Annotated in this window: 19 protein-coding genes, 1 pseudogene and 1 riboswitch; of the genes and pseudogenes, 9 read left to right on the top strand and 11 right to left on the bottom strand. The window is 70.4% G+C overall.

The features are described 5' to 3' along the window. Nucleotides 1-118 precede the first annotated feature (118 nt). Nucleotides 119-838 (top strand): pentapeptide repeat-containing protein, encoded by a 720-nt coding sequence (locus tag ACIBK0_RS28500; RefSeq protein WP_399085950.1) that lies wholly within the window; start codon nt 119-121, stop codon nt 836-838. 306 nt (nt 839-1,144) lie between these two features. Here the strand turns inward: ACIBK0_RS28500 and ACIBK0_RS28495 are convergent, their stop codons facing one another. Further along, nucleotides 1,145-1,645, bottom strand: a complete 501-nt coding sequence (locus ACIBK0_RS28495) for a hypothetical protein (RefSeq protein WP_399085947.1) — start codon at nt 1,643-1,645, stop codon at nt 1,145-1,147. Nucleotides 1,646-1,733: 88 nt separating this feature from the next. On the opposite strand from ACIBK0_RS28495, the gene ACIBK0_RS28490 reads away from it, so the two are divergent. Further along, the gene (locus ACIBK0_RS28490) at nt 1,734-3,149 is read left to right on the top strand and encodes a M1 family metallopeptidase (RefSeq protein ID WP_399085944.1); all 1,416 of its coding nucleotides are present in this window, start codon (nt 1,734-1,736) and stop codon (nt 3,147-3,149) included. Between the two features lie 34 nt (nt 3,150-3,183). Here ACIBK0_RS28490 and ACIBK0_RS28485 read toward each other — a convergent pair whose 3' ends face one another. The 3 genes and pseudogenes from ACIBK0_RS28485 to ACIBK0_RS28475 all read right to left on the bottom strand — a co-directional run bounded on the left by ACIBK0_RS28485 (nt 3,184) and on the right by ACIBK0_RS28475 (nt 6,230). Further along, nucleotides 3,184-4,743: a M4 family metallopeptidase gene (locus tag ACIBK0_RS28485; protein ID WP_399086341.1), complete on the bottom strand. Its 1,560-nt coding sequence runs from the start codon at nt 4,741-4,743 to the stop codon at nt 3,184-3,186. 463 nt (nt 4,744-5,206) lie between these two features. Continuing rightward, nucleotides 5,207-5,370 (bottom strand): annotated as a pseudogene (locus ACIBK0_RS28480) (DNA mismatch repair protein MutT); the annotation flags it as partial. Nucleotides 5,371-5,654: 284 nt separating this feature from the next. Further along, complete coding sequence (locus ACIBK0_RS28475; protein WP_399085941.1) at nt 5,655-6,230, bottom strand: TerD family protein; 576 nt, start codon at nt 6,228-6,230, stop codon at nt 5,655-5,657. A 227-nt stretch (nt 6,231-6,457) separates the two neighbouring features. Here ACIBK0_RS28475 and arfB point away from each other — a divergent pair, with 227 nt between their 5' ends. After that, nucleotides 6,458-6,886, top strand: coding sequence for an alternative ribosome rescue aminoacyl-tRNA hydrolase ArfB (arfB, locus tag ACIBK0_RS28470; protein ID WP_399085939.1), 429 nt, complete (start codon nt 6,458-6,460; stop codon nt 6,884-6,886). A 118-nt stretch (nt 6,887-7,004) separates the two neighbouring features. Then, nucleotides 7,005-7,910, top strand: coding sequence for a sigma-70 family RNA polymerase sigma factor (locus ACIBK0_RS28465; RefSeq protein ID WP_399086338.1), 906 nt, complete (start codon nt 7,005-7,007; stop codon nt 7,908-7,910). A 6-nt stretch (nt 7,911-7,916) separates the two neighbouring features. Here the strand turns inward: ACIBK0_RS28465 and ACIBK0_RS28460 are convergent, their stop codons facing one another. Beyond that, a complete protein-coding gene (locus ACIBK0_RS28460; protein ID WP_399086335.1) occupies nt 7,917-8,399 on the bottom strand; it encodes a flavin reductase family protein in 483 nt (160 codons plus the stop codon). A gap of 448 nt (nt 8,400-8,847) precedes the next feature. On the opposite strand from ACIBK0_RS28460, the gene cdgB reads away from it, so the two are divergent. Then, nucleotides 8,848-10,554: a diguanylate cyclase CdgB gene (cdgB, locus tag ACIBK0_RS28455; RefSeq protein ID WP_399085936.1), complete on the top strand. Its 1,707-nt coding sequence runs from the start codon at nt 8,848-8,850 to the stop codon at nt 10,552-10,554. Nucleotides 10,555-10,671: 117 nt separating this feature from the next. Then, nucleotides 10,672-11,658, top strand: coding sequence for a carbohydrate-binding protein (locus tag ACIBK0_RS28450; protein ID WP_399085933.1), 987 nt, complete (start codon nt 10,672-10,674; stop codon nt 11,656-11,658). Between the two features lie 15 nt (nt 11,659-11,673). Here the strand turns inward: ACIBK0_RS28450 and ACIBK0_RS28445 are convergent, their stop codons facing one another. The 3 genes from ACIBK0_RS28445 to ACIBK0_RS28435 all read right to left on the bottom strand — a co-directional run bounded on the left by ACIBK0_RS28445 (nt 11,674) and on the right by ACIBK0_RS28435 (nt 14,884). Continuing rightward, nucleotides 11,674-12,603, bottom strand: a complete 930-nt coding sequence (locus tag ACIBK0_RS28445) for a 1-phosphofructokinase family hexose kinase (RefSeq protein WP_399085930.1) — start codon at nt 12,601-12,603, stop codon at nt 11,674-11,676. 185 nt (nt 12,604-12,788) lie between these two features. Continuing rightward, on the bottom strand, nt 12,789-13,934 hold the full coding sequence (gene nagA, locus ACIBK0_RS28440; RefSeq protein ID WP_399085926.1) for an N-acetylglucosamine-6-phosphate deacetylase: 1,146 nt from the start codon (nt 13,932-13,934) through the stop codon (nt 12,789-12,791). Further along, nucleotides 13,934-14,884 carry an ROK family protein gene (locus ACIBK0_RS28435; RefSeq protein WP_399085923.1) on the bottom strand — a complete coding sequence of 317 codons (951 nt, stop codon included), beginning with the start codon at nt 14,882-14,884 and terminating at the stop codon, nt 13,934-13,936. The genes nagA and ACIBK0_RS28435 overlap by 1 nt, the downstream gene beginning before the upstream one ends. Before the next feature lie 167 nt (nt 14,885-15,051). Here ACIBK0_RS28435 and ACIBK0_RS28430 point away from each other — a divergent pair, with 167 nt between their 5' ends. From ACIBK0_RS28430 to otsB, 3 genes are all read left to right on the top strand, one after another. Then, nucleotides 15,052-16,317, top strand: a complete 1,266-nt coding sequence (locus ACIBK0_RS28430) for an ABC transporter substrate-binding protein (RefSeq protein ID WP_399085920.1) — start codon at nt 15,052-15,054, stop codon at nt 16,315-16,317. Nucleotides 16,318-16,349: 32 nt separating this feature from the next. After that, nucleotides 16,350-16,577: a DUF3263 domain-containing protein gene (locus ACIBK0_RS28425; RefSeq protein ID WP_399085917.1), complete on the top strand. Its 228-nt coding sequence runs from the start codon at nt 16,350-16,352 to the stop codon at nt 16,575-16,577. Between the two features lie 260 nt (nt 16,578-16,837). Beyond that, a complete protein-coding gene (otsB, locus tag ACIBK0_RS28420; protein ID WP_399085914.1) occupies nt 16,838-17,701 on the top strand; it encodes a trehalose-phosphatase in 864 nt (287 codons plus the stop codon). On the opposite strand, the gene ACIBK0_RS28415 is transcribed toward otsB, so the two are convergent. The 3 genes from ACIBK0_RS28415 to ACIBK0_RS28405 all read right to left on the bottom strand — a co-directional run bounded on the left by ACIBK0_RS28415 (nt 17,689) and on the right by ACIBK0_RS28405 (nt 20,426). Next, nucleotides 17,689-17,859 carry a hypothetical protein gene (locus ACIBK0_RS28415; protein ID WP_399085911.1) on the bottom strand — a complete coding sequence of 57 codons (171 nt, stop codon included), beginning with the start codon at nt 17,857-17,859 and terminating at the stop codon, nt 17,689-17,691. The genes otsB and ACIBK0_RS28415 overlap by 13 nt on opposite strands. 103 nt (nt 17,860-17,962) lie before the next feature. Next, nucleotides 17,963-19,351, bottom strand: a complete 1,389-nt coding sequence (locus ACIBK0_RS28410) for a trehalose-6-phosphate synthase (RefSeq protein WP_399085908.1) — start codon at nt 19,349-19,351, stop codon at nt 17,963-17,965. Nucleotides 19,352-19,481: 130 nt separating this feature from the next. Further along, nucleotides 19,482-20,426, bottom strand: coding sequence for a glucosyl-3-phosphoglycerate synthase (locus tag ACIBK0_RS28405; RefSeq protein ID WP_399085905.1), 945 nt, complete (start codon nt 20,424-20,426; stop codon nt 19,482-19,484). Between the two features lie 177 nt (nt 20,427-20,603). Further along, a riboswitch (SAM riboswitch) is annotated at nt 20,604-20,750 on the top strand. Nucleotides 20,751-20,764 lie beyond the last annotated feature (14 nt).

Here is a 20,764-nt window from a genome sequence, read left to right as displayed (position 1 = left end):
GCCTCTCCCTGCTGTGGGGCGTCTTGCTGATACGACTGGTCGAGGGCCCCGGAATGTGACATGGGTGGCGTCTTCGCAGGTCAGGAGAATTGTCAGTGGCGGCGTGCACGATGGGGGAATGGCGAGGCGAGCGGCGGGTGGGAGCAGCGGTTCGGGTGCGAAGGCGTCCGGGACCGGGGTGAAGACGGCACGGCGGCCCGAGGTGCGGCTGCCGGCGCTGGAGCCGTACGGCGGCGGGGAGTTGGAGCCGGACGGGGATTACGACGGGCTGGAGTTCCAGGAGCTGGACTTCGTCGGGCAGGACGGCGGGGGCGCCCGCTTCATGGACTGCGCGCTGACGGGCTGCGCGCTGGACGAGACGTCACTGCATCACGCGCGCGTGCTGGACTCGGTCCTGACGGGCATACGGGGCGTGGGCACCGATCTCGCCGAGTCGACCCTGCGCGACGTCGAATTGATCGACGCCCGCCTCGGTGGAGTGCAGCTGCACGGGTCCGTACTGGAGCGTGTCCTGATCCGCGGCGGCAAGATCGACTACCTGAACCTGCGCAAGGCCCACCTCAAGGACGTCGTCTTCGAGGGCTGCGTGCTGGTCGAGCCGGACTTCGGGGGCGCCCGGCTGGAGCGCGTGGAGTTCGTGGACTGCGTCCTCAAGGGCGCGGACCTCACGTCGGCGACCCTCACGGACGTGGACCTGCGCGCGGCGGCGGAGATTGACATCGCGCGGGGGGTGGACCGGCTGGCGGGGGCGGTGATCAGCCCGGTCCAGCTGATGGATCTGGCGCCGGTGCTGGCGGCGGAGATGGGGGTGCGGGTGGTGGGGGTCGGCCAGGACTGAGCGGCCAGCGGTGAGCGACCGTGCTGTTCGAGCCGGGTGAGCGACCGTGCTGATCGGTGCGGGGTGAGCGGCACTGTGGGAAATCTCGGACTGATCGGTCCGGATTGAAGAAGCCGGGGCCGGTGCGCTGGTCGTAGCGTGCACCTCGTGGTGTGCGGTCCGTGCGGCGGCCGTGCGCCGTCAAGGAGGCCGCGAGGCCGACTTCCGGCGGCTCGTCGGCGGGTTCTTCGCGCAGACCGAGGCCAAGTTCCTGCAGCGTGGGTCTTCTCTTGCGGACCGGGCCGACGCGCCGGCGTGGGGGCGCGGTCAGCTCACCCGGGGGAAGCGGGCCTGGAGGGTCCAGATCGCCGGGTTCTCGGCGAGGTCGTCGTGCAGGTCGGTGAGGTCGGCGATCAGGTCGTGCAGGAAGTCGCGTGCCTCGCGGCGGAGTTCGGAGTGGGAGAAGGTCAGTGGTTCCTCCTCGCCCGGCATCCAGTCGGCTTCGATGTCCACCCATCCGAAGCGGCGCTCGAAGAGCATGCGGTCGGTCGACTCGGTGAAGTCCAGCTCCGCGTGCTGCGGCCGGGAGGCCCGGCTGCCGCGCGGGTCCTGGTCGACCTGCTCCACGATGTCGCACAGCGCCCACGCGAAGTCGAGCACCGGCACCCATCCCCAGGCTGTGGACAGCTCCCGGTCCGCCTTGGTGTCGGCGAGGTAGACGTCTCCGCAGAACAGGTCGTGCCGCAGTGCGTGGACGTCCGCGCGGCGGTAGTCGGTCTGCGGGGGGTCGGGGAAGCGGTTGGAGAGGGCGTAGCCGATGTCGAGCACGTAAGTGATGGTGTCACGGCCGACCGGACGGCTCCGCCGGCCACGGGGCGTCGGTGCCAGGGCGCCGGAGGGCGGCAGCCCCCATAGGATGACGCATGTGCACCGATCTTTCGTCGCCGTCCCCTTTGCCCTGGCGCTCGTCGTCGCCCTTGCCGGGTGCAGTGGAGGCGGAGTGCGGGGAAAGCCCGGCGCGTCCGGTGTCCGCGACCCGTACTTCCCGAAGATGGGCAACGTCGGCTATGACGTCACCCACTACGGACTGACGGTCGCCTACGACCCCAAGGCGCGGCATCTCGTCGGCACGGCGGAGATCACGGCCAGGGCCACCCAGGACCTCACTGCGTTCAACCTCGACCTCAAGGGGCTGGACGTCGACGGCGTCACCGTCGAAGGCAAGGTCGCCCGCTGGAATCGCGCCGGACAGGAGCTGACCGTGCGTCCGCACGACGACCTCGACAAGGGGGAGACGTTCCGTGCGACGGTCCGTTACTCGGGCGACCCCGAGACGATCACCGACGCGGACGGCTCGAAGGAGGGCTGGCTGCGCACGGCCGACGGCTCCCTCGCCCTCGGCGAGCCCACCGGCTCGATGGCGTGGTTCCCCGGCAACCACCATCCCTCCGACAAGGCGTCGTACGACATCGAGATCACGGTTCCGGAGGTCCTGCAGGCCGTCTCCAACGGTGAGTTGAAGAGCAAGACGACCAAGAACGGCCGTACGACCTTCGCCTGGCACACTGCCGAGCCGATGGCGAGCTATCTCGCCACGGTCGCGATCGGGCCGTTCAGGATCACGCGCTCGACGACGAAGGACGGCCTGCCCGTGTATGTCGCCGTCGACCCGACGCAGGTCGAGCCGAGCAAGAAGGTGCTCGCGCGTATCCCCGAGATCATGGAGTGGGCGGAGTACAACTTCGGTCCGTATCCCTTCTCCTCGACGGGCGCGATCGTCGACCGCCCGGAAGACGCGGACTACGCCCTGGAGACCCAGACCCGCCCCGTGTTCCCGGGCGCCCCCGGGACCGAGCTCCTCGTCCACGAACTAGCCCATCAGTGGTACGGCGATTCCGTCTCCCCCAAGTCCTGGCGGGACATGTGGCTCAACGAGGGCTTCGCCACCTACGCGGCGTGGCTGTGGCAGGAGGACCACGGCGGCGACACGGCCGACGAGATCTTCCACTCCCTCTACAAGGGCGACTACTACGAGAACCAGGAGGAAAGCGACGAGGTCTGGGCCTTCCCGCCCGCCAAGCCCTCCGGACCCGCGAACATCTCCGACAGCCCCGTCTACGACCGCGGCGCGATGGTTCTCCACAAGATCCGGCAGACCGTCGGCGACGACACGTTCTACGACATCATCCAGGGCTGGGCCGCCACCCACCGCCACGGCAACGCGGACACCGAAGACTTCACGGCGTACGTCGAGAAGAAGGCGCCGGACAAGGATTTCAGCGAGATCTGGAAGGACTGGCTGTACGGGGAGGGCAAGCCGGACCGCCCATGAGGGACGGGGTGGCCCGACTGCCCGTCTCCGGCCGCTAGTTCACGTTGACCGCGGTCCAGGCCGAGGCCACCGCCGCGTACTCCGGGCTGCTCGTGCCGTACAGGTCGCCGGCCGCCTTGAGAGTGCCGACGCGTGCGGCGGCGTAGTCGGTCGAGGACGTGAAGTACGTGGTCAGGGCCTTGTACCAGATCTGGTAGGCCTTGGTGCGGCCGATGCCGGTGACCGTGGAGCCGTTGAAGGTCGGGGAGTTGTAACTGACCCCGTTGATGGTCTTCGCTCCGCTGCCCTCGCTGAGCAGGTAGAAGAAGTGGTTGGCGACGCCCGAGGAGTAGTGCACGTCGAGGCGGCCGACCGTGCGGGACCAGTAGTCGGCGGAGCCGCCGTCCTTGCTGGGCTTGTCCATGTAGCGCAGCGGGGTGCCGTCTCCGTTGATGTCGATCTTCTCGCCGATGAGGTAGTCGCCGACGTCGGAGGAGTTGTTCGCGAAGAACTCGACCGAGGTGCCGAAGATGTCGGACGTCGCCTCGTTCAGACCGCCGGACTCGCGGGTGTACTTCAGCCCCGCCGTGGCGGCGGTCAGGCCGTGGCTCATCTCGTGCCCGGCCACGTCGAGCGAGGTGAGCGGGTGCGTGTTGCCGGACCCGTCGCCGTACGTCATGCAGAAGCAGCTGTCGGACCAGAAGGCGTTGACGTAGGCGTTGCCGTAGTGGACGCGGGAGTAGGCGGCCTTGCCGTCACCGGCGATGCCGTTGCGATTGAACGCGGACTTGTAGAAGTCCCACGTCACGGCGGCACCGTAGGCGGCGTCGACGGCCGCAGTCTGCCGGTTGGCTGGTGTGCCGTCGCCCCAGCTGTCGTCCGCGTCGTGGAAGAGGGTGCCCGTGCCGGACGTACCGCCGTTCAGGTCGTACGTCTTGTGGCCGCCGCGGCCGCCGTCGATCAGGTCGTAGCCGCCGGACGAGGAGGCGGTGGTGCCGAGGGCGACGGTGCCGCTGTACTCGGCGGCGCCTGTGCCGGTGTCGATCGCCTCGTAGCTGTAAAGCTTCTTGCCGGTGGCGGCGTCGGTGATGACGTGCAGCTCGCTGGGCGTGCCGTCGTGCTGCAGGCCCGTGACGACGGACTCGTACGCGAGGACCGGCGTGCTGTGCACGGCCCAGACGACCTTGCGCGTCGTCGCGGCGGTGTTCTTCTCCGAACCGGCCGCGCTGAGCGCGGACTTCTTCGCGGTGGCCGCGGATATTCCGGCGTCGGTGGACGCCACGGATATGCGGGCCTTGGTGGCCTTGCTGACGCTCTTGAGCGACCCGCTCTTCGTGGTGTGCGTGACGAGGTCGCCGCCCAGGACGGGAAGTCCGGCGTACGTCCGTTCGTAACGGGTGTGGACGGTCCCGTTCGCGTCCTTCACCACGTCCCGGACGACGAGCTTCTCCTTGGCGCCGAGGCCGAGCTTCTCGGCGGTCGAACCGGCGTCTGCCTGGGCCGACGTGAGGGCTGCGGCGCGGGCGGATGCGCTGAGGGTGACGGGTGCCGCACCCTGTGGGGCCTGCTTCCCGGCCGCGGTGGCGGATCCGTTCTGCACGGCGAGCACGACCATGGCGGCCGACGCGGCAAGGGCGGCGGCGCGGAGGGCGGTCTGGCGGGTGGCGCGGGACTGGTGTCTCACTCAGTCTCCTTGGGGAGGTGTGACGTCCGTCGGGGTGTGACGAGCCGTCACATGCCGTGAGGGGGGTGGCATGGGGGAGAGAGTGACACCTGTGAGGCCCTCTTTGACAGAGGGCAGTCAACCTTTTACGTGTTTGTGTCCGGAGGGTGGAGTGGGGTGTTCGGTATGCGGGCGCATGGAATGGGCGTGGTCGCGCCTCGGGGGACTCCGGCGTGTCCGGTCGGCGACGACGTCGAACCGACCCGACGCGCGTCCCGAGCCCGGTTTCCCGTCGAGGTCATCCGCTCAACTCACCCTCCAGCTCGGCCAGCAAGTGGGGAAGCCGGGGCGGCCAGAAGGCGTCCGTCGTGTCGGCCAGCTCCTGCCGGGTCCACCAGCGCGAGTTCAGAATGGCGTCCTCGGCGAGTGCGGCCGCGACCTGCTCCGGACGGATGTCGTCGGGGTCCGGGAAGTCCCCGCTCAGGGCGTGGAAGTCGCGGTGGGAGGCGTAGAGCGCGGTGAGTTCGGCGAGGAGGGGGCCGGGATGCCATGGTCGGCGGTGAGGGCTTCGAGGATCACGCGTGGCAGGCCTAGTGCCCCGGCAGGCAATGTTCGCCCCGTCGCGACGCCCGGCACGCACTCTCCCCGCACCGGCCGAAAGCCCAAGTACGTCCAGTGCGAGGACTTCCGGCCGGCACACCGAGAGCACGCACCGGACGCCGCTCCTTAACGGCGCAAACGTTGCCTGCCGGGGCACTAGCGCCGCGGCCGTACGGCCGAGTGCGAAAACGGCACGTCCGCCTGGCCGGGAGACCTTCCCCGGACAGGCGGACGTCGGGTGTGCGGCGTGCCGCGGGTGAACGTCAGACGTTCACGCCGAAGTCCTGGGCGATGCCCACCAGGCCCGAGGCGTAGCCCTGGCCGACCGCGCGGAACTTCCACTCCGCGCCATTGCGGTAGAGCTCGCCGAAGACCATGGCCGTCTCCGTCGCCGCGTCCTCGGAGAGGTCATAGCGGGCGATCTCGGTGCCGCCGGCCTGGTTGATGATGCGGATGTAGGCGTTGCGGACCTGGCCGAAGTTCTGCGAGCGGGTCTCGGCGTCGTAGATGGAGACCGGGAAGACGATCTTGTCGACGTCGGCGGGGAGGCCCGCCAGGTTGACGTTGATCGCCTCGTCGTCGCCCGCGCCCTCGCCCGTGCGGTTGTCGCCGGTGTGGACGATGGTCTGGTCCGGGGTCTGCTTGTTGTTGAAGAAGACGAAGTGGGCGTCCGAGTAGACCTTGCCCTGGGTGTTCACCGCGATGGCCGAGGCGTCGAGGTCGAAGTCGGTGCCCGTGGTGGTGCGGACGTCCCAGCCGAGGCCCACGGTGACGGCCGTCAGGCCCGGAGCCTCCTTGGTGAGCGAGACGTTGCCACCCTTGGACAGGCTTACAGCCATTGGGAGTCCTTCCCTCGTTGCGTACGGGCTTCGTACTGGGGACGAAGCTACCGGTACCCCTATGAACGCAGAGAGGGGTACCCGAGGTTCCGGGTCTCTTTACTTTCTTTACCGAGTCGGAAACGAGGCCGAGGCCGGGACCGGGGGCGCAGTCCCGTACGGCCTTGAACCCGTACGGCCTTGAAAACGAGGTGACGTGGGCCCGTCACGCACGCGACCATGGACCCATGTCCGGTCCTTACGTCATCCGCGGCTCCGTCTCCCTGCCCGAGGCCGAGCTCATGTGGCGTTTCTCGCGGTCCAGCGGGCCCGGCGGACAGCACGTCAACACCAGCGACTCGCAGGTCGAGCTGCGGTTCGACCTCGCGAAGACCGAGGCGCTGCCGCCCGTCTGGAAGGAGCGCGCCCTCGCCAAGCTCGCGGGGCGCCTCGTCGACGGCGTCATCAGCGTCAAGGCCTCCGAGCACCGCTCCCAGTGGCGCAACCGCGAGACCGCGGCCGTACGACTCGCCTCCCTGCTCGCCGAGGCTTCCGCGCCCCCGCCCAAGCCCCGCCGGGCCACCCGTATACCGCGCGGGATCAACGAACGCCGACTGCGCGAGAAGAAGCAGCGCTCCGACACCAAGCGCGGCCGCTCCGGGCGCGACTGGGGCTGAGCGGCTCCAGGGCCCTGTCACATTCCTTCCGCGCGATCCGTCGAAGAACTGACGGGACGGACCGTGACGAGGAGATGTGACCGACATGAGCGACAGCGAATTCCCGGGTGCGCCGGGTATGCCGGATGCGTCGGGTGCGCCCGGCAGGAGTGAGGCCGAATTCCTCGCCGAGCGGTTCGAGTCGCACCGGAGTCATCTGCGCGCCGTCGCCTACCGCATGCTCGGATCGCTCACCGAGGCCGATGACGCCGTGCAGGAGGCCTGGCTCAAGCTCAGCCGGACCGATGCGAGCCGGGTCGACAACCTCGGCGGCTGGCTGACGACCGTCGTGGGGCGGGTCTGTCTGGACATGCTGCGTTCGCGCAGGACGCGCGGCGAGGAGCCGCTGGCGGAGCCCGGTGATGCCGTCGTGCGGATGCCGGATCCCGTCATCAGTCCCGCCGAGGGCATCGACCCCGAGCAGCAGGCGCTGCTGGCCGACTCGGTGGGTCTCGCCCTGCTCGTCGTACTGGAGACACTGACGCCGGCCGAGCGGCTCGCCTTTGTGCTGCACGATCTGTTCGCCGTGCCGTTCGAGGAGATCGCGCCCATCGTGGGCCGTACGCCGGCGGCGTCCCGTCAGCTCGCCAGCCGGGCCCGGCGCCGGGTCCAGGGCGGGGCGCCCGCGCCGGATCCCGACCTCGCCCAGCAGCGGGAGGTCGTCGACGCGTTCCTGGCGGCGGCGCGCGAGGGCGACTTCGACGCGCTCGTGGCGGTGCTCGATCCGGATGTGGTGGCGCGCTCGGAGGGCGGCGTGACGGCCGGGGCGATCGCCGTGGCCTCGGGGGCGAGCAGCTTCGCCCACCTCGCCCGTGTCGCGCGGCCCGCCCTCGTCAACGGCGCCGCGGGTGTCGTGGTGGTCGCCGAGGGCCGCACGGTCGGCGTTCTCGCCTTCACGGTCGTGCACGGCAGGATCGCCGTGATCGACATCCTCAACGACCCGGAGCGGCTGGCCGGGCTGGACCTGACGCTCCTGGACGGTTAGGAGCCGCTACCCCAACTGCCGGTAGCGGCCCTTGAAGTACGTCAGCGGTCCGCCGTCCGCGCTCGGCACCTGCGCCGTCAGTACGCGGCCGATGACGAGCGTGTGGTCGCCGGCGGCCACCCGCTGCTCCGTGCGGCACTCCAGGGTCGCCAGGGCGCCGCCCACCAGTGGCGCCCCGGCGATCTCGCCGCGGACGTACGGGATGTCCTCGAAGAGCAGCCGGTCGCTGATGCGGCCCTTCATGGCGAAGCGGCCGGCGATGTGGCGCTGGCTCTCGGAGAGCACGGAGACGGCCCACAGGGGCTGTTCGGCGAGCAGGTCGTCCATGCGGGAGCCCTCACGCAGGCTGACCAGGACCAGAGGCGGGTCCAGGGAGACGGACATGAACGCCGTCGCGGTCATGCCGACGTCCTCGCCGTCGGGGCCGTCCAGGTCCAGCGCGTCCTCGCGCGCGGTCACCAGGACCACACCCGCGGCCAGCCGGGACATGGCGTCGCGGAACTCGTCGTTGCTCACCCCCTCAGCATGCACGGACGGGGAGGGCACAGCGGCAGGGGAAGTCTTCAGCACGCCAAGACGCTAGTCTCCGCCCTCGGGCCGGCGCATCGGACCTCGGCCCGAACCCGGTCCTAGGACCAACGACGGACACAATCAGTCACAGCCCCTGCACAGGTCCGCAATATGCGTTCAGTAAACGTATGAGGAAAATGCAGAAACCCCACTCAATTGTTCACGTTCACTTGTGACTTGAGTCACAGGGGCCATAAATTGTTGACCCTGTGTACCGAGTGGGCAGCGCGCTGTGATTCAGTGGCGGAGAAGCCAAGCACGAAGCTACCAAGCAGTACGCGGAAGAGCATCGAAGAGCACGCACCGAAAAGCACCTAGTACGCCGAGAGAACCCTGGAGTTGCTGCGAGGTCTCGAGGGGAGGGCGAATGGAGACCGAGTCGGAGCCCTACGTCCGTCTTGCGACCCTGCGGCAGCTGCATCAGGTGATGGCGGACATGAACACCGCTCGCAGCCTGGCCGACACGCTGCAGACCGTCGCCGACGGCGTGGTCACCGGCCTCGGCTACGAGCTGGCGTGTGTCAACCTCGTACGCCCGGACGGTGACCTCGTGGTCGCCGCGTTCGCCGGCAACTCCGCCGCCGAGGCCCTGATCACCGGCCGCGTCGGCTCCCGTACCTCCTGGGACCGCCGGCTGAACATGGGCGAGGCCTGGGGCGACCTCAGGTTCATACCGCATACCGAGGGCTGGGTCCTCGACGAGGACGACGTGCCGCAGTGGTACACCGACGGTCCCGCGCCCCGCTTCGAGGACGAGTGGCACCCCTCCGACCGTCTCTTCGCGCCCATGTACACCCCGGGTGTCTCCGGCGCCGCCTGCGGCGAGCTGATCGGCGTGCTGTCCGTCGACCGGCCGCGCAACGGCCGGCGGCCGGGCGCGTGGGGCCGTGAGGCGCTCCAGATGTACGCCTTCCAGGCCGCCATCGCGATCAGCAACGCGCGTCTACGCGCGAACATGCAGCGCGCCCTGGTCCGCCTGGAGCGCGAGCAGCAGGCTCTTCGCGCCAGCGAGGAGAGCTTCCGCCAGGCCTTCGAGTACGCCCCGTCCGGCATGGCGATCGCCGAGATGGGCGGCGACCAGCACGGCCGGATCCTGCGGACGAACGACGCCCTGTGCCGCCTGCTGGGCCGCCCCGCCTCCGCGATGCGCCGCTACTCCTTCTCCGACCTCGTGCACCCCGAGGACATCGGCACCCTGCTCAGAACGTCCGCCGAGGGCGGGCGGGCCGAGCTGCGGCTCGGCCGCCGCGACGGCACGTACGTCTGGGTCCACCTGCGCAACTCCGTCGTCGCGGACGCCGCCGACGGCCCCCGCTTCCTGCTCACCCACGTCGAGGACATCGAGGAGCGCAAGCGCCGCGAGCTGCAGCTCGCCCACCGCGCCTCGCACGACGCGCTCACCGGCCTGCCGAACTCGGCCGAGCTGCGCTCCCGGCTCAGCTCCCGCCTCTGTCAGCGCCCGCAGTCCCTGCCGCCCGGCGCGGTCGCCTCGCTGGACGCGGCGTACGCGCACGGGCAGTACGCGGAGCTGCCGGGCGCGGCGTACGAGGGGAACGGTCATCCCGCGTACGACGGCAACGGCCACGGTTTCGACTTCCGGTCCGACTCCGAGGCGTACGACGCCTTCGACCACCATGTGCACACGATCGCGCCCGAGGGCGAGACGGACGACGGCACCAAGGGGCTCGCGGTGCTCTTCTGCGACCTCGACGGCTTCAAGTCGATCAACGACCGGTTCGGGCACAACGCGGGTGACGCGGTTCTCATCGAGGTGGCCAGGCGGCTCACCAACGGTGTCCGGGACGGCGACACGGTCGCCAGGCTCGGCGGTGACGAGTTCGTGGTGCTCGCCGACGGGCTCGGCCGCGCGGACGCCCAGGACCTCGCCGTACGGCTGCGGAACGCGATCATTCCGCCCATCCGGGTCGACGGACGGGCGGTCCGCGTGGGCGCCAGTTTCGGCATCGGATGGGCACACTGCGGCATGACGGCGGACGAGGTGTTGAAATCCGCTGACGAACGGATGTACGTCGAGAAACGGTCTCGTCCCAAAGCGCACAGGCGAGCGGGATAAAGAGCAGGTCAGTGGGTTGATGCGGTGAAGGCCACCTGTTTGGCCCCGCTGGAGCGGGTAGGCTCGCCATTCATCCGTGTACCGCATTTGAACCGCACCTGTTGAGGAGACCAAGGGATGACGCCCGGCAACAACGGCGCGAGCACGCCCGAGGACGACGACCCGTTCGGCTATCTCTATGCCGATGGTCAGGCCAACGGAGCCACCCCGCCCAGTGGAGGTGGCGGCTACGGCTATCCCGGCTCGGTCAACCGGGTGCGGGCGGTCGGTGAGCGCCAGTACGGCGGCCAGCAGGCCCCGACGGCGCAGTACGGCCAGCAGGCCCCGACGGCGCAGTACGGCCAGGTCCCGCAGCAGCAGGCGTACGGCCAGCAGCCCGGCTACGGCCAGCCGAACGCGCACTACGCCGCCCCCGAGACGATGGGCGGCCAGCCCACCACCCGACAGCCGCTGCCCGGCGAGGGCGGCGGCCGCGGCCGCGGCCCCAACACCAAGGGCCTCCTCATCGGCGCGATCGCCGTGGTCGCGGCGGTCGTGATCGGCATCGGGGTGGCGATGCTCGGCGGCGACTCGGACGACAACAAGTCGGACAAGGTGACTGGCTCGACCCCGTCCGCCTCACAGAGCGCGGAGCCGAGCCAGTCGGCATCCCAGAGCGCCGGTGCCGCCGCGGAGCTGCCGAAGATCGACGCGAAGGCGCTGAACCTGGGCACCGGCGTGACGACGGCGTCGGACGTCACGGGCGCGAGCGCCGACGGCGGTGTGTACGTGCAGGGCCTCAACGCCGTCGGCGCCTCGGTCACCTGGACCGTCGACGGCATTCCCAAGGACGGCCTCTACACCCTCTTCGCGGGATACAGCGCGACCGGCGAGAACCAGTCGATGACGCTCACCGTCAACGGCAAGCCGTTCGGCAGCAAGCTGAACCTGGGCAACTTCACGAGCGCCGCCGACGGCGACTTCGCCAAGGGCTGGACCCAGACCTACGCGTGGCCCACCCTCAACAAGGGCACCAACACGATCTCCCTCTCCTGCCAGGACGGCGACAAGTGCAACGTCCTGCTCGACCAGCTGTGGCTGAAGGACGGCAAGGTCAAGAAGTAGCCGGAGCGGCGGCGGTCACGCCGCCGTCGCGTCCCCCGTCACCGCTATCTGGTCCAGCAGGGTCTCGTACGCCGCGTGGTCGAACTCGCCTGCCGTGGGGGTCAGTACGGTCGCTGCGGACAGGGCGACGGCTCGGGTGAGGCGGTCGGGCCAGGGGAGATGTTCGACCAGGCCGGAGAGCAGGCCCGCCACGGCCGAGTCGCCCGCGCCCGTCGGGTTGCCGTGCACGCGGCGCGGTGGGGTGGCGCGCCAGCGGCCGTCCGCGTTGGCGGCGAGGAGGCCCTCGGGGCCCAGGGAGGCCACCACGGTGTGGGCGCCGCGTCTGCGGGCGTCCCGGGTCGCCTGCAACGGGTCGTGGGAGCCGGTGAGTTCGGCGAGTTCGTCGGCGTTCGGCTTGACGATGTCGGGGCGGGCCGCGACCCCACGGCGCAGCGGTTCTCCGCTGGTGTCGAGGAGGACCGGGACGGCCGCCGCGCGGGCCGTGCGGACGAGCCCCGCGTATGCGCCCACCGGAACCCCCGGCGGCAGGCTGCCGCACAGGGCCACGGCCGAGGCGGAGCGGAGGAGGACCTCGTACGCCTCCTGGAAGGCCGCCCACTCGGCAGGGACGATCTCCGGGCCGGGTTCGTTGAGCTGAGTCGTGTCACCCGTCGTCGTGTCGACCACCGCTATCGTGCGGCGCGTCGAGCCTGTCACCGGGACCAGCGCGTCCACCACGCCCGGTGTGCACATGAGTTGCTCCTGCACCGCGCGGCCGGTCGCGCCGCCCGTGAAGCCCGTGACCGTCACCTCGTGGCCGAGGGCGGCGAGCACCCGGGCCACGTTCAGGCCCTTGCCGCCCGGGCGTTCGGTCACCTCGGTCACCCGGTGCGAGGTGTGCGGCCGCAGGGACCGTATGCGGTAGGTGATGTCGAGAGCGGTGTTCAGTGTGACCGTGAGGATCACCTGGGCCGACCTCCCCCGAAGAGAATCATGATGTAGACGCCGCGTACGCGCTTACCGGTTGTTCCGGAGGCTCGATCATGCCAAAGACAACGGCGGTCGGCCCAGTCCCGCGGCCCAACCGCCGTGCTTGAACAGTCAATTGTTGTACGTCGGTAGTCATTCGCCGTGCGCCGGCAGGGGACCAATCATCCCAGTTGCGGATCGACCACCCATTCGCCCTTGCGCATCACGCCCTTGAGCCCGAAGCCGGCGTCGAGGACCACCAGGTCGGCGTCCTTGCCCGGCTCCAGCGAGCCCACCTTGTCGTACACGCCGAGCAGCCGCGCGGGGTTGGCGGACAGGGCCGCCACGACGCCCTCGACCGGCAGCCTGTCGATCGTCACCGCGCGCTGGAAGGCGCGGTCGAGCGTGAGCGTCGAGCCCGCGATCGAACCGCCCTCCACCAGGCGGGCGACACCGTCCGCGACCTCGACCTCCAGCGGGCCGAGCATGTAGCGGCCGTCACCGAAGCCCGCCGCGTCCATCGCGTCCGTGATGAACGCGACCCGGTCCGCGCCCGCGTGATGGAACGCCAGCTTCAGGGAGGCCGGGTGCAGATGCGTCCCGTCGTTGATCAGCTCCACCGTGATCCGCTCGTCCTCCAGGAGGGCGGCGATGGGGCCGGGGGTGCGGTGGCCGAGCGCCGGCATCGCGTTGAACAGGTGCGTCGCCACGGTCGCGCCCGCGTCGATGGCCTCCTGTGTCTGCTCGTACGTCGCGTCGGTGTGCCCGATCGCCGCGATCACCCCGTGGTCGGCCAGCAGGCGTACGGAGTCGATGCCGCCCGGCAGTTCGGTGGCGAGGGTGACCATCTTGGCCCGGCCGCGCGCCGCGTCGATCAGCTTGCGCACCTCCGCCGGGTCCGGGTCGCGCAGCAGCTCCTCGGAGTGCGCGCCCTTGCGGCACGGGGAGATGAACGGGCCCTCGAAGTGGATGCCCGCGATGTCGCCCTGCTCGGCCAGCTCGGACAGCAGCCCGGCGCGCTCGGCCAGACCGTGCATGTCGCCGGTGACGGTCGAGGCGACGACCGTCGTGGTGCCGTGCAGCCGGTGCGTGTGGACGCCCTGGAGGACCTCCTCGACGGTCCCGGAGGTGAAGGACGCGCCTCCGCCGCCGTGGTTGTGCATGTCGACGAAGCCGGGCACCAGCCAGTGGCCGGACAGATCGACCGTCTCCGTCTGAGTGGGGGCGCTTCCAGCGATCCGCGCGCCGTCGACGATCACGCGGCCGCCGTCCACGATCCCGGTGGGCAGGACCACCCGGGCGCCGGCGAGAACCTTGCAAGGGGCCATCAGGTGGTTACCTCCGAGCGGTCGGTGATGTCGGTTTCGAGTAGATCCCAGGCCAGCAGGCCCGCGCCCAGGCAGCCGGCCGTGTCCCCCAGGGCCGCCGGAACGATGGACGGCAGCTTCTGGAAGGTGACGCGCCGCTCGACGGCGGCCCGCAGCGGTGTGAACAAGGTTTCTCCCGCCTCGGCCAGACCGCCACCGATGATCAGGGTGCGCGGGTCCAGCAGGGTGAGCGCGGTGACGAGCCCGTCGGCGAGCGCGTCGACGGCCTCCTGCCAGACGGCTGCCGCTCGCGGATCCCCGGACTCCACGGCCTTGGCGCAGTCCGCCGCGTCCGCCTCCGGATCGCCGGACGCCCCGGCCCAGGCCTGGCTGACCGCGGCCGCGGAGGCGAACCGCTCCAGACAGCCGCGCTGCCCGCACGGACACGGGGTCCCTCCGGGGCGTACGACGATATGGCCGATCTCGCCCGCGAAGCCGTGCGCGCCCTCCTCGACGCCGCCGTCTATGCCGATGGCGCCCGCGATACCGGTACCGAGGGGGACGAACAGGAATCGGTCCGCGCCGCGCCCCGCGCCGATGCGGCCCTCGGCGAGCCCGCCCGTGCGGACGTCGTGGCCGAGTGCGACGGGTACGCCGCCCAGCCGGTCGCCGAGCAGCCGGCGCAGCGGGACGTCGCTCCAGCCGAGGTTGGCCGAGTACACGGCGATGCCCCGCGCGGCGTCGACGATGCCGGGGACGGCGACTCCGGCGGCGGACGCGGGCTCGCCGAAGCGCTGCTCGCCGTAGCCGCGCAGCTCGGCGGCGAAGCCGAGGATCGTCTCGACGACGGCGTCCGGACCGCGCTCCCGGCCGGTCGCCCGGCGGGCCTGATGGAGCAGCTCGCCGTCCGCCCCCACGAGGGCGGCTTTCATCCCGGTGCCGCCCACATCGAGGGCGATGACATGTCTCACGGGGGACAGTGTCGCCCCTTACCCCAGGAGAGGTCTAGTCCACTCACGTGGTGTAGACCTTGTATCCGCATTCCGAGACAGATGCAACGGACGCAGAAGCAAAGAGGGCCAGGGGCCGGCCGGAGGCCGGCCGGAGACCTGTGGCCAGGGGTTGGGAGAAGGACACAGTGCAGCGGCGTAGGACAGGACTGATCGCGGTGGTCTCCGCCCTGGGCATGACGGCGACCCTCGCGGGCTGCGGCGGCTCGGGCGGATCCTCGGAGGTGACCCTCAAGCTGGTGGCCGCCGACTACGGCGACTCCAAGGCCAACAGCTCCCAGAAGTACTGGGACAAGCTGGCCAAGGAGTACGAGGACGACCACCCGGGGGTCAAGGTCGAGGTCAGCGTCTACTCCTGGACCGACGTCGACCGCAAGGTCAAGGAGATGGTCGCGGCGGGCGACGCCCCCGACTTGGCGCAGATCGGCGCGTACGCCGACTACGCGGCGAAGGGCGAGCTCTACAAGGTCGACGACCTGCTCTCCATACCCGTGCAGGCCAACTTCGTCCCGCAGCTCACGGACGCGGGGCAGATGGACCGGACGCAGTACGGCATGCCGTTCGCGTCCTCCACGCGCCTGCTCTTCTACAACAAGACGCTGTTCTCACAGGCCGGGATCACCCCTCCGCAGACCTGGAGCGAGCTCGCGGCCGACGCCAGGGCGCTCAAGTCCGAGGGCGTCAAGTTCCCGTACGCGCTGCCGCTCGGGCCGGAGGAGGCGCAGGCCGAGACGATGCAGTGGCTGCTGAGCGGGGGAGGCGGCTACACCGACGATGTCGGCACCTACTCCATCGACTCGCCGCAGAACATCAAGACGTTCACCTGGCTCAAGGACGAGCTGGTCGGCAAGGGGCTCACCGGGCCCGTCGCGCCCGCGAAGCTGAACCGCGCCGACGCGTTCTCCGCGTTCACTCGCGGCGAGGTCGGAATGCTCGTCGGGCACCCCACGCTGATGCAGACGGCCGCCAAGAAGGGCGTGAAGTTCGGCATGGTGCCGATGCCCGGCATCGACGGCCGGGCCAAGGCCACGATGGGTGTCGCCGACTGGATGATGGCGTTCAAGAAGAACAACCACGGCAAGCAGATCGGCGACTTCCTCAACTTCGTCTACGACGACAAGAACGTGCTCGCCTTCTCCCACGAGTACAACCTGCTGCCGGTCACCGCGTCGGCGTCCGAGGCCATGGCCGCCGACAGGAACGACCAGGACCTCGGCCCGTTCCTGGACCAGCTCCCCTCCTCCGTGCTCTACCCCGTCGGGAAGACCTCCTGGGCCGGGATCAGCGCCGACGTCAAGCAGCAGATCGCCCAGGCCGTGAGTTCGAGCGGAAGCCCGACCGGGGTCCTGAGCAGGCTCCAGATCACGGCGACGACGCAGGACAGCGCGGCGTAGCGCTGTCAGTGCCGGGGGATACCGTGCTGTCCATGGAGGACCTCACCCCGCGGGAACAGGGCATCCTCGCGATGGAGCGCCGCGGCTTTCCGGGCCCCGGGGCCAAGGAGCGGGCGATACGGGAGCAGCTGGGCCTGCCCCCGGTGCGCTACTACCAACTCCTCAACGCCCTCCTCGACGACCCGCGCGCCCTCGCCCACGATCCCGTCACGGTCAACCGCCTCCGACGGGTCAGGGAGGCGCGCCGGGGGGAGCGGTGACGGCGGTGCGGGCGGGTGTTTTTTCGCCCCCTCCGCCCTTGCCCGTCCCGACCAGCCTTTCGGCAGTTCCCCCGCGGCCCTTTCAGGGGCGCGGGGAACTGCGCACTCTTTTGAGCGGGGGTCTGGGGGCGGCAGCCCCCAGGCACGGGACGGGCAGGGGCGGAGGGGGCGAAGAACTCCCCGCCCGCACCCCGGTGGGCGGCCGCGCGTGACGCGATGAGCCATGGGTACGCCCGGCCCCGCGCGGATAGGGTCGGCGTATGGGCAGCCATCCGGAATCCCCGGAGTCCACGGACTCCTCGCCGACGCCAATGACCCCCGCCGGTCGCGAAGGCCGCGATGCCATCCTCGCCCGGCCCACCCGGGCGGTGATCGCGCTCGACTTCGACGGAACCCTCGCGCCGATCGTCGCCGACCCCGAACAGGCCCGCGCCCACCCCGACGCGGTACCCGCCCTCGCGGCCCTCGCCCCGAAGGTCGCCTCCGTAGCCGTGATCACCGGCCGCCCGGCCGGCGTCGCGGTCCGGCACGGCGGCTTCGCGGGCGTCCCGGGCCTGGAGCACCTGGTCGTCCTCGGCCACTACGGCGCCGAACGCTGGGACGCGGTGAGCAGCACGGTCAGCGCCCCCGCCCCGCACCCCGGCGTCGCCGCCGTCCGCGCCGAGCTGCCCGGGTTCCTGGACAAGATCGGCGCCTGGCAGGGCACGTGGATCGAGGAGAAGGGCCGCGCCGTCGCCGTCCACACCCGCCGGGCCAGCGACCCGCAGGCCGCCTTCGAGGCCCTGCGCGAGCCCCTCACCGACCTGGCCACCCGGCACGGCCTGATCGTCGAGCCGGGCCGCATGGTCCTGGAGCTGCGCCCGCCGGGCATGGACAAGGGCGTCGCCCTTCTGGAGTACGTCCGCGAGATCGGTGCCGAAGCCGTCCTGTACGCCGGTGACGACCTGGGCGACCTGCCCGCCTTCGCCGCCGTCGACAAGCTCCGCTCCGACGGCATCCCCGGGCTCCTCGTCTGCAGCGGCAGTTCCGAGGTCGCCGAACTCGCCGACCGGGCCGACCTGGTGGTGGACGGCCCGCCCGGCGTCGTACGACTGCTGTCCGCGCTCGCGGCTCAACTGGACTGATCGGCACCGCTGTTGGAGGGGGCGGAGACCGGGTTCGCGAAGTGGTCCGGTCCGCCCCCGGTCACCGACCCCGCCCCGCAGGCGGGCAAACCGGCATGCAGCCGTACGTCGTACGGGACCACCGGGATCGCGGACACGAACAGCGGATCGGCGTTCACCGCGGCGGTGTCCCGGTCCTGCGAGTTGTGCCGGTACGGCAGGCGCTGTTGGACTGCTCTCCAGCCCTCACCGCTGTGCCCGTCAACGCCGGGTGACCCGCAATCAGGCGTCCAGCTCGTGCAACTGATCGAGGAACCACTGGGCCGGCGGCAAAGCCGTAGCCGCGGCAGCCAGCCGCTTCGTACGCTCGGCCCGCTCGCCGACGGACATGGACAACGCCTCGTGCAACGCCCGGGCGGTACCGATCACGTCGTACGGATTCACCGAGATCGCATCCTCGCCCAGCTCCTCGTAGGCCCCCGCCTCGCGTGACAGCACCAGCACGCAGCCCTCGTCGGAGACGACCGGCACCTCCTTGGCGACGAGGTTCATGCCGTCCCGGATGGGGTTGACGAGGGCCACGTCGGCGAGCCGGTACGCGGCCAGCGACCGTGCGAAGTCGTCCTTGACGTGCAGGACCACCGGAGTCCAGCCGGCCGTCCCGTACTGCGAGTTGATCTGCTCGGCGAGACGCTGCACCGCGGCCGTGTAGTCGCGGTACACGGCGAGGTCCTGCCGGGACGGGTACGCGAAGGCGACGTGCACGACGCGCTCGTGCCACGCCGGGTGGTCGTCGAGGAGCTGCCGGTACGCCAGCAGTCCGCGCACGATGTTCTTCGACAGTTCGGTCCGGTCGACCCGCACGATCGTTTTGCGGCCGTCGCCGATCTGCTCCCGCAGCGTGGCCATCCGCTCCTCGACGTCCGCCTCGTGCGAGCGCCGCCGCAGGAAGTCCGCGTCCGCGCCGAGCCCGTGCACGCCGACCCGGGTGTCTCCGAGCCCGCCGACGAGGTCGGCGGCGCACCTGGTGAACGCGTTCGCCCACCGACTGGTGAGGAAGCCGAGCCGGTCCGCGCCCAGCATCCCGCGCAGCACCTGCTCGGCGATGTCGTCCGGCAGCATCCGGAAGTAGTCCACCGGCGCCCACGGCGTGTGCGAGAAGTGCCCGATCCGCAGATCGGGGCGCAGTTCGCGCAGCATCCCGGGCACGAGGGTCAGGTGGTAGTCCTGCACGACCACCACGGCACCCCGAGCCGCCTCGTCGGCCAGCGCCTCGGCGAACGCGCGGTTGTACGCCTCGTACGACGCCCACTGGCGCCGGAACTCCGCGTCGAAGACCGGCTCCAGCGGCGTCTGGTACAGCATGTGGTGAACGAACCACAGCACGGAGTTCGCGATGCCGTTGTACGCGTCGGCGTGCACCTCGGCATCGATGTCCAGCATCCGTACGCCGTCCTCGCCGACCCCGCGCCGCACTGCCTCGCGGTCCCCGTCGCCGAGTGCCGAGCACACCCACAGGGCGCCCGCGTCCGGCCCGATCGCCGACAGGCCCGAGACCAGCCCGCCGCCACCGCGCTTGGCGTTCAGCGAGCCGTCCTCGCGCACCTCGTAGGTGACCGGGCCGCGGTTGGAGGCGACCAGGATCCGGTGGGCACCGTGCGTTGAAGCCATGCCACGAAACCTAGCCCGGCACCGAAACGCTCAAACGTTCCCCTCGGCTGTATGCAATGCGGCGCCGCGCGGGATCCGCGGGCCGGCGGGGGCCGGCCGCGCAGTTCCCCGCGCCCGTCACGGACACGGCCTACGCGGCCTTCCGTTTCCGGTACTCGGAGATTTCCACCATCGGAGGGCGTTCTTCCGTGTCAACGGAGTGGGTGCGCGGCTCGAAGCCCTCTTCGCCCCGCTCGAACTGCGTGAGCGACGGGCGGATCATGTGGCCGCGGGCCAGGCGCAGCTGGGCGGTGCGGTAGATCGCCGCGGCCATGCGGCCCAGCGCCTGTCCGTCCTGGTGGCGGTGCTTGCGGACGCCCACGTCGACCTGGGCGAGGGCGTCAAGGCCCACCAGGTGCAGGGCGTCGACGAGCATGCCCAGCTCGACGCCGTACCCGACGGGGAACGGCAGCTGTTCGAGCAGCGAGCGGCGGGCCGCGTACTCGCCGCCGAGCGGCTGGACGAAGCCCGCGAGCTGCGGCCAGTGCATGTTCAGCAGGGGGCGGGCCATCAGCTCGGTGACGCGGCCGCCCTGGCCCGCGGCCTGGCCGAGGGGACGGTCGTACATCGCCTTGACCAGGTCCACGCCGGGTTCGGTGAGCAGCGGGCCCACGATCCCGGAGACGAAGTCGGACGAGAATTCCTTCAAGTCCGCGTCGATGAAGCAGATGATGTCCCCGCTCGTCACCAGCAGCGACCGCCACAGGACCTCGCCCTTGCCGGGCACGGTCGGGATGCGCGGCAGGATCGCGTCCCGGTGCACGACGCGCGCGCCCGCGGCGGCGGCGACCTCGGAGGTGCGGTCCGTCGAGCCCGAGTCGACGACGACGATCTCGTCGACGAGGGGCACCTGCTGCATCAGATCGTGGCGGATGATCGCGACGATCTCGCCGACGGTCTCCTCCTCATTGAGCGCGGGCAGGACGACACTGACCGTCGACCCGGTGGTGCGTTTGGCGGCCATGAGTTGGTGGAGCGGGCGATCGGTCACGGACCAGGAGCGTGTGCTCAGCCAGCGCTCGACTTCCTTCAGCACAGTCTGCGGCTCCTCACTGTCTGATCACCCCGTCTCGCACGGTGTGATCCATCTCGCGGTTCGGACGACTATCTCAACTGTCCTGGCCTTCGGTTACAGTCTTGAACAACGCGGATGACCATCGCATTGCGTAGATCATCGGCGCGCATGGTGATCAATAGTTCAACAACCGAATACCGCTCATCCAGAGGGGCAGAGGGATACGGCCCGTTGAAGCCCCGGCAACCCTCCAGCCGGTCTTGTCACGTTGACGTGGCGAGGCTCCCGGCTAGGGAAGGTGCCAAATCCGTCTCACGGCGAAGTGCGTCGTGAGGAAGATGAGGAGAAAGGGCCTCGCC

This window comes from Streptomyces sp. NPDC050564 (genome assembly GCF_044457265.1).
Lineage (GTDB): Bacteria > Actinomycetota > Actinomycetes > Streptomycetales > Streptomycetaceae > Streptomyces.
The sequence above is the reverse complement of the archived record's forward strand: the minus strand, read 5'-3'. Positions and strand labels throughout refer to the sequence as shown.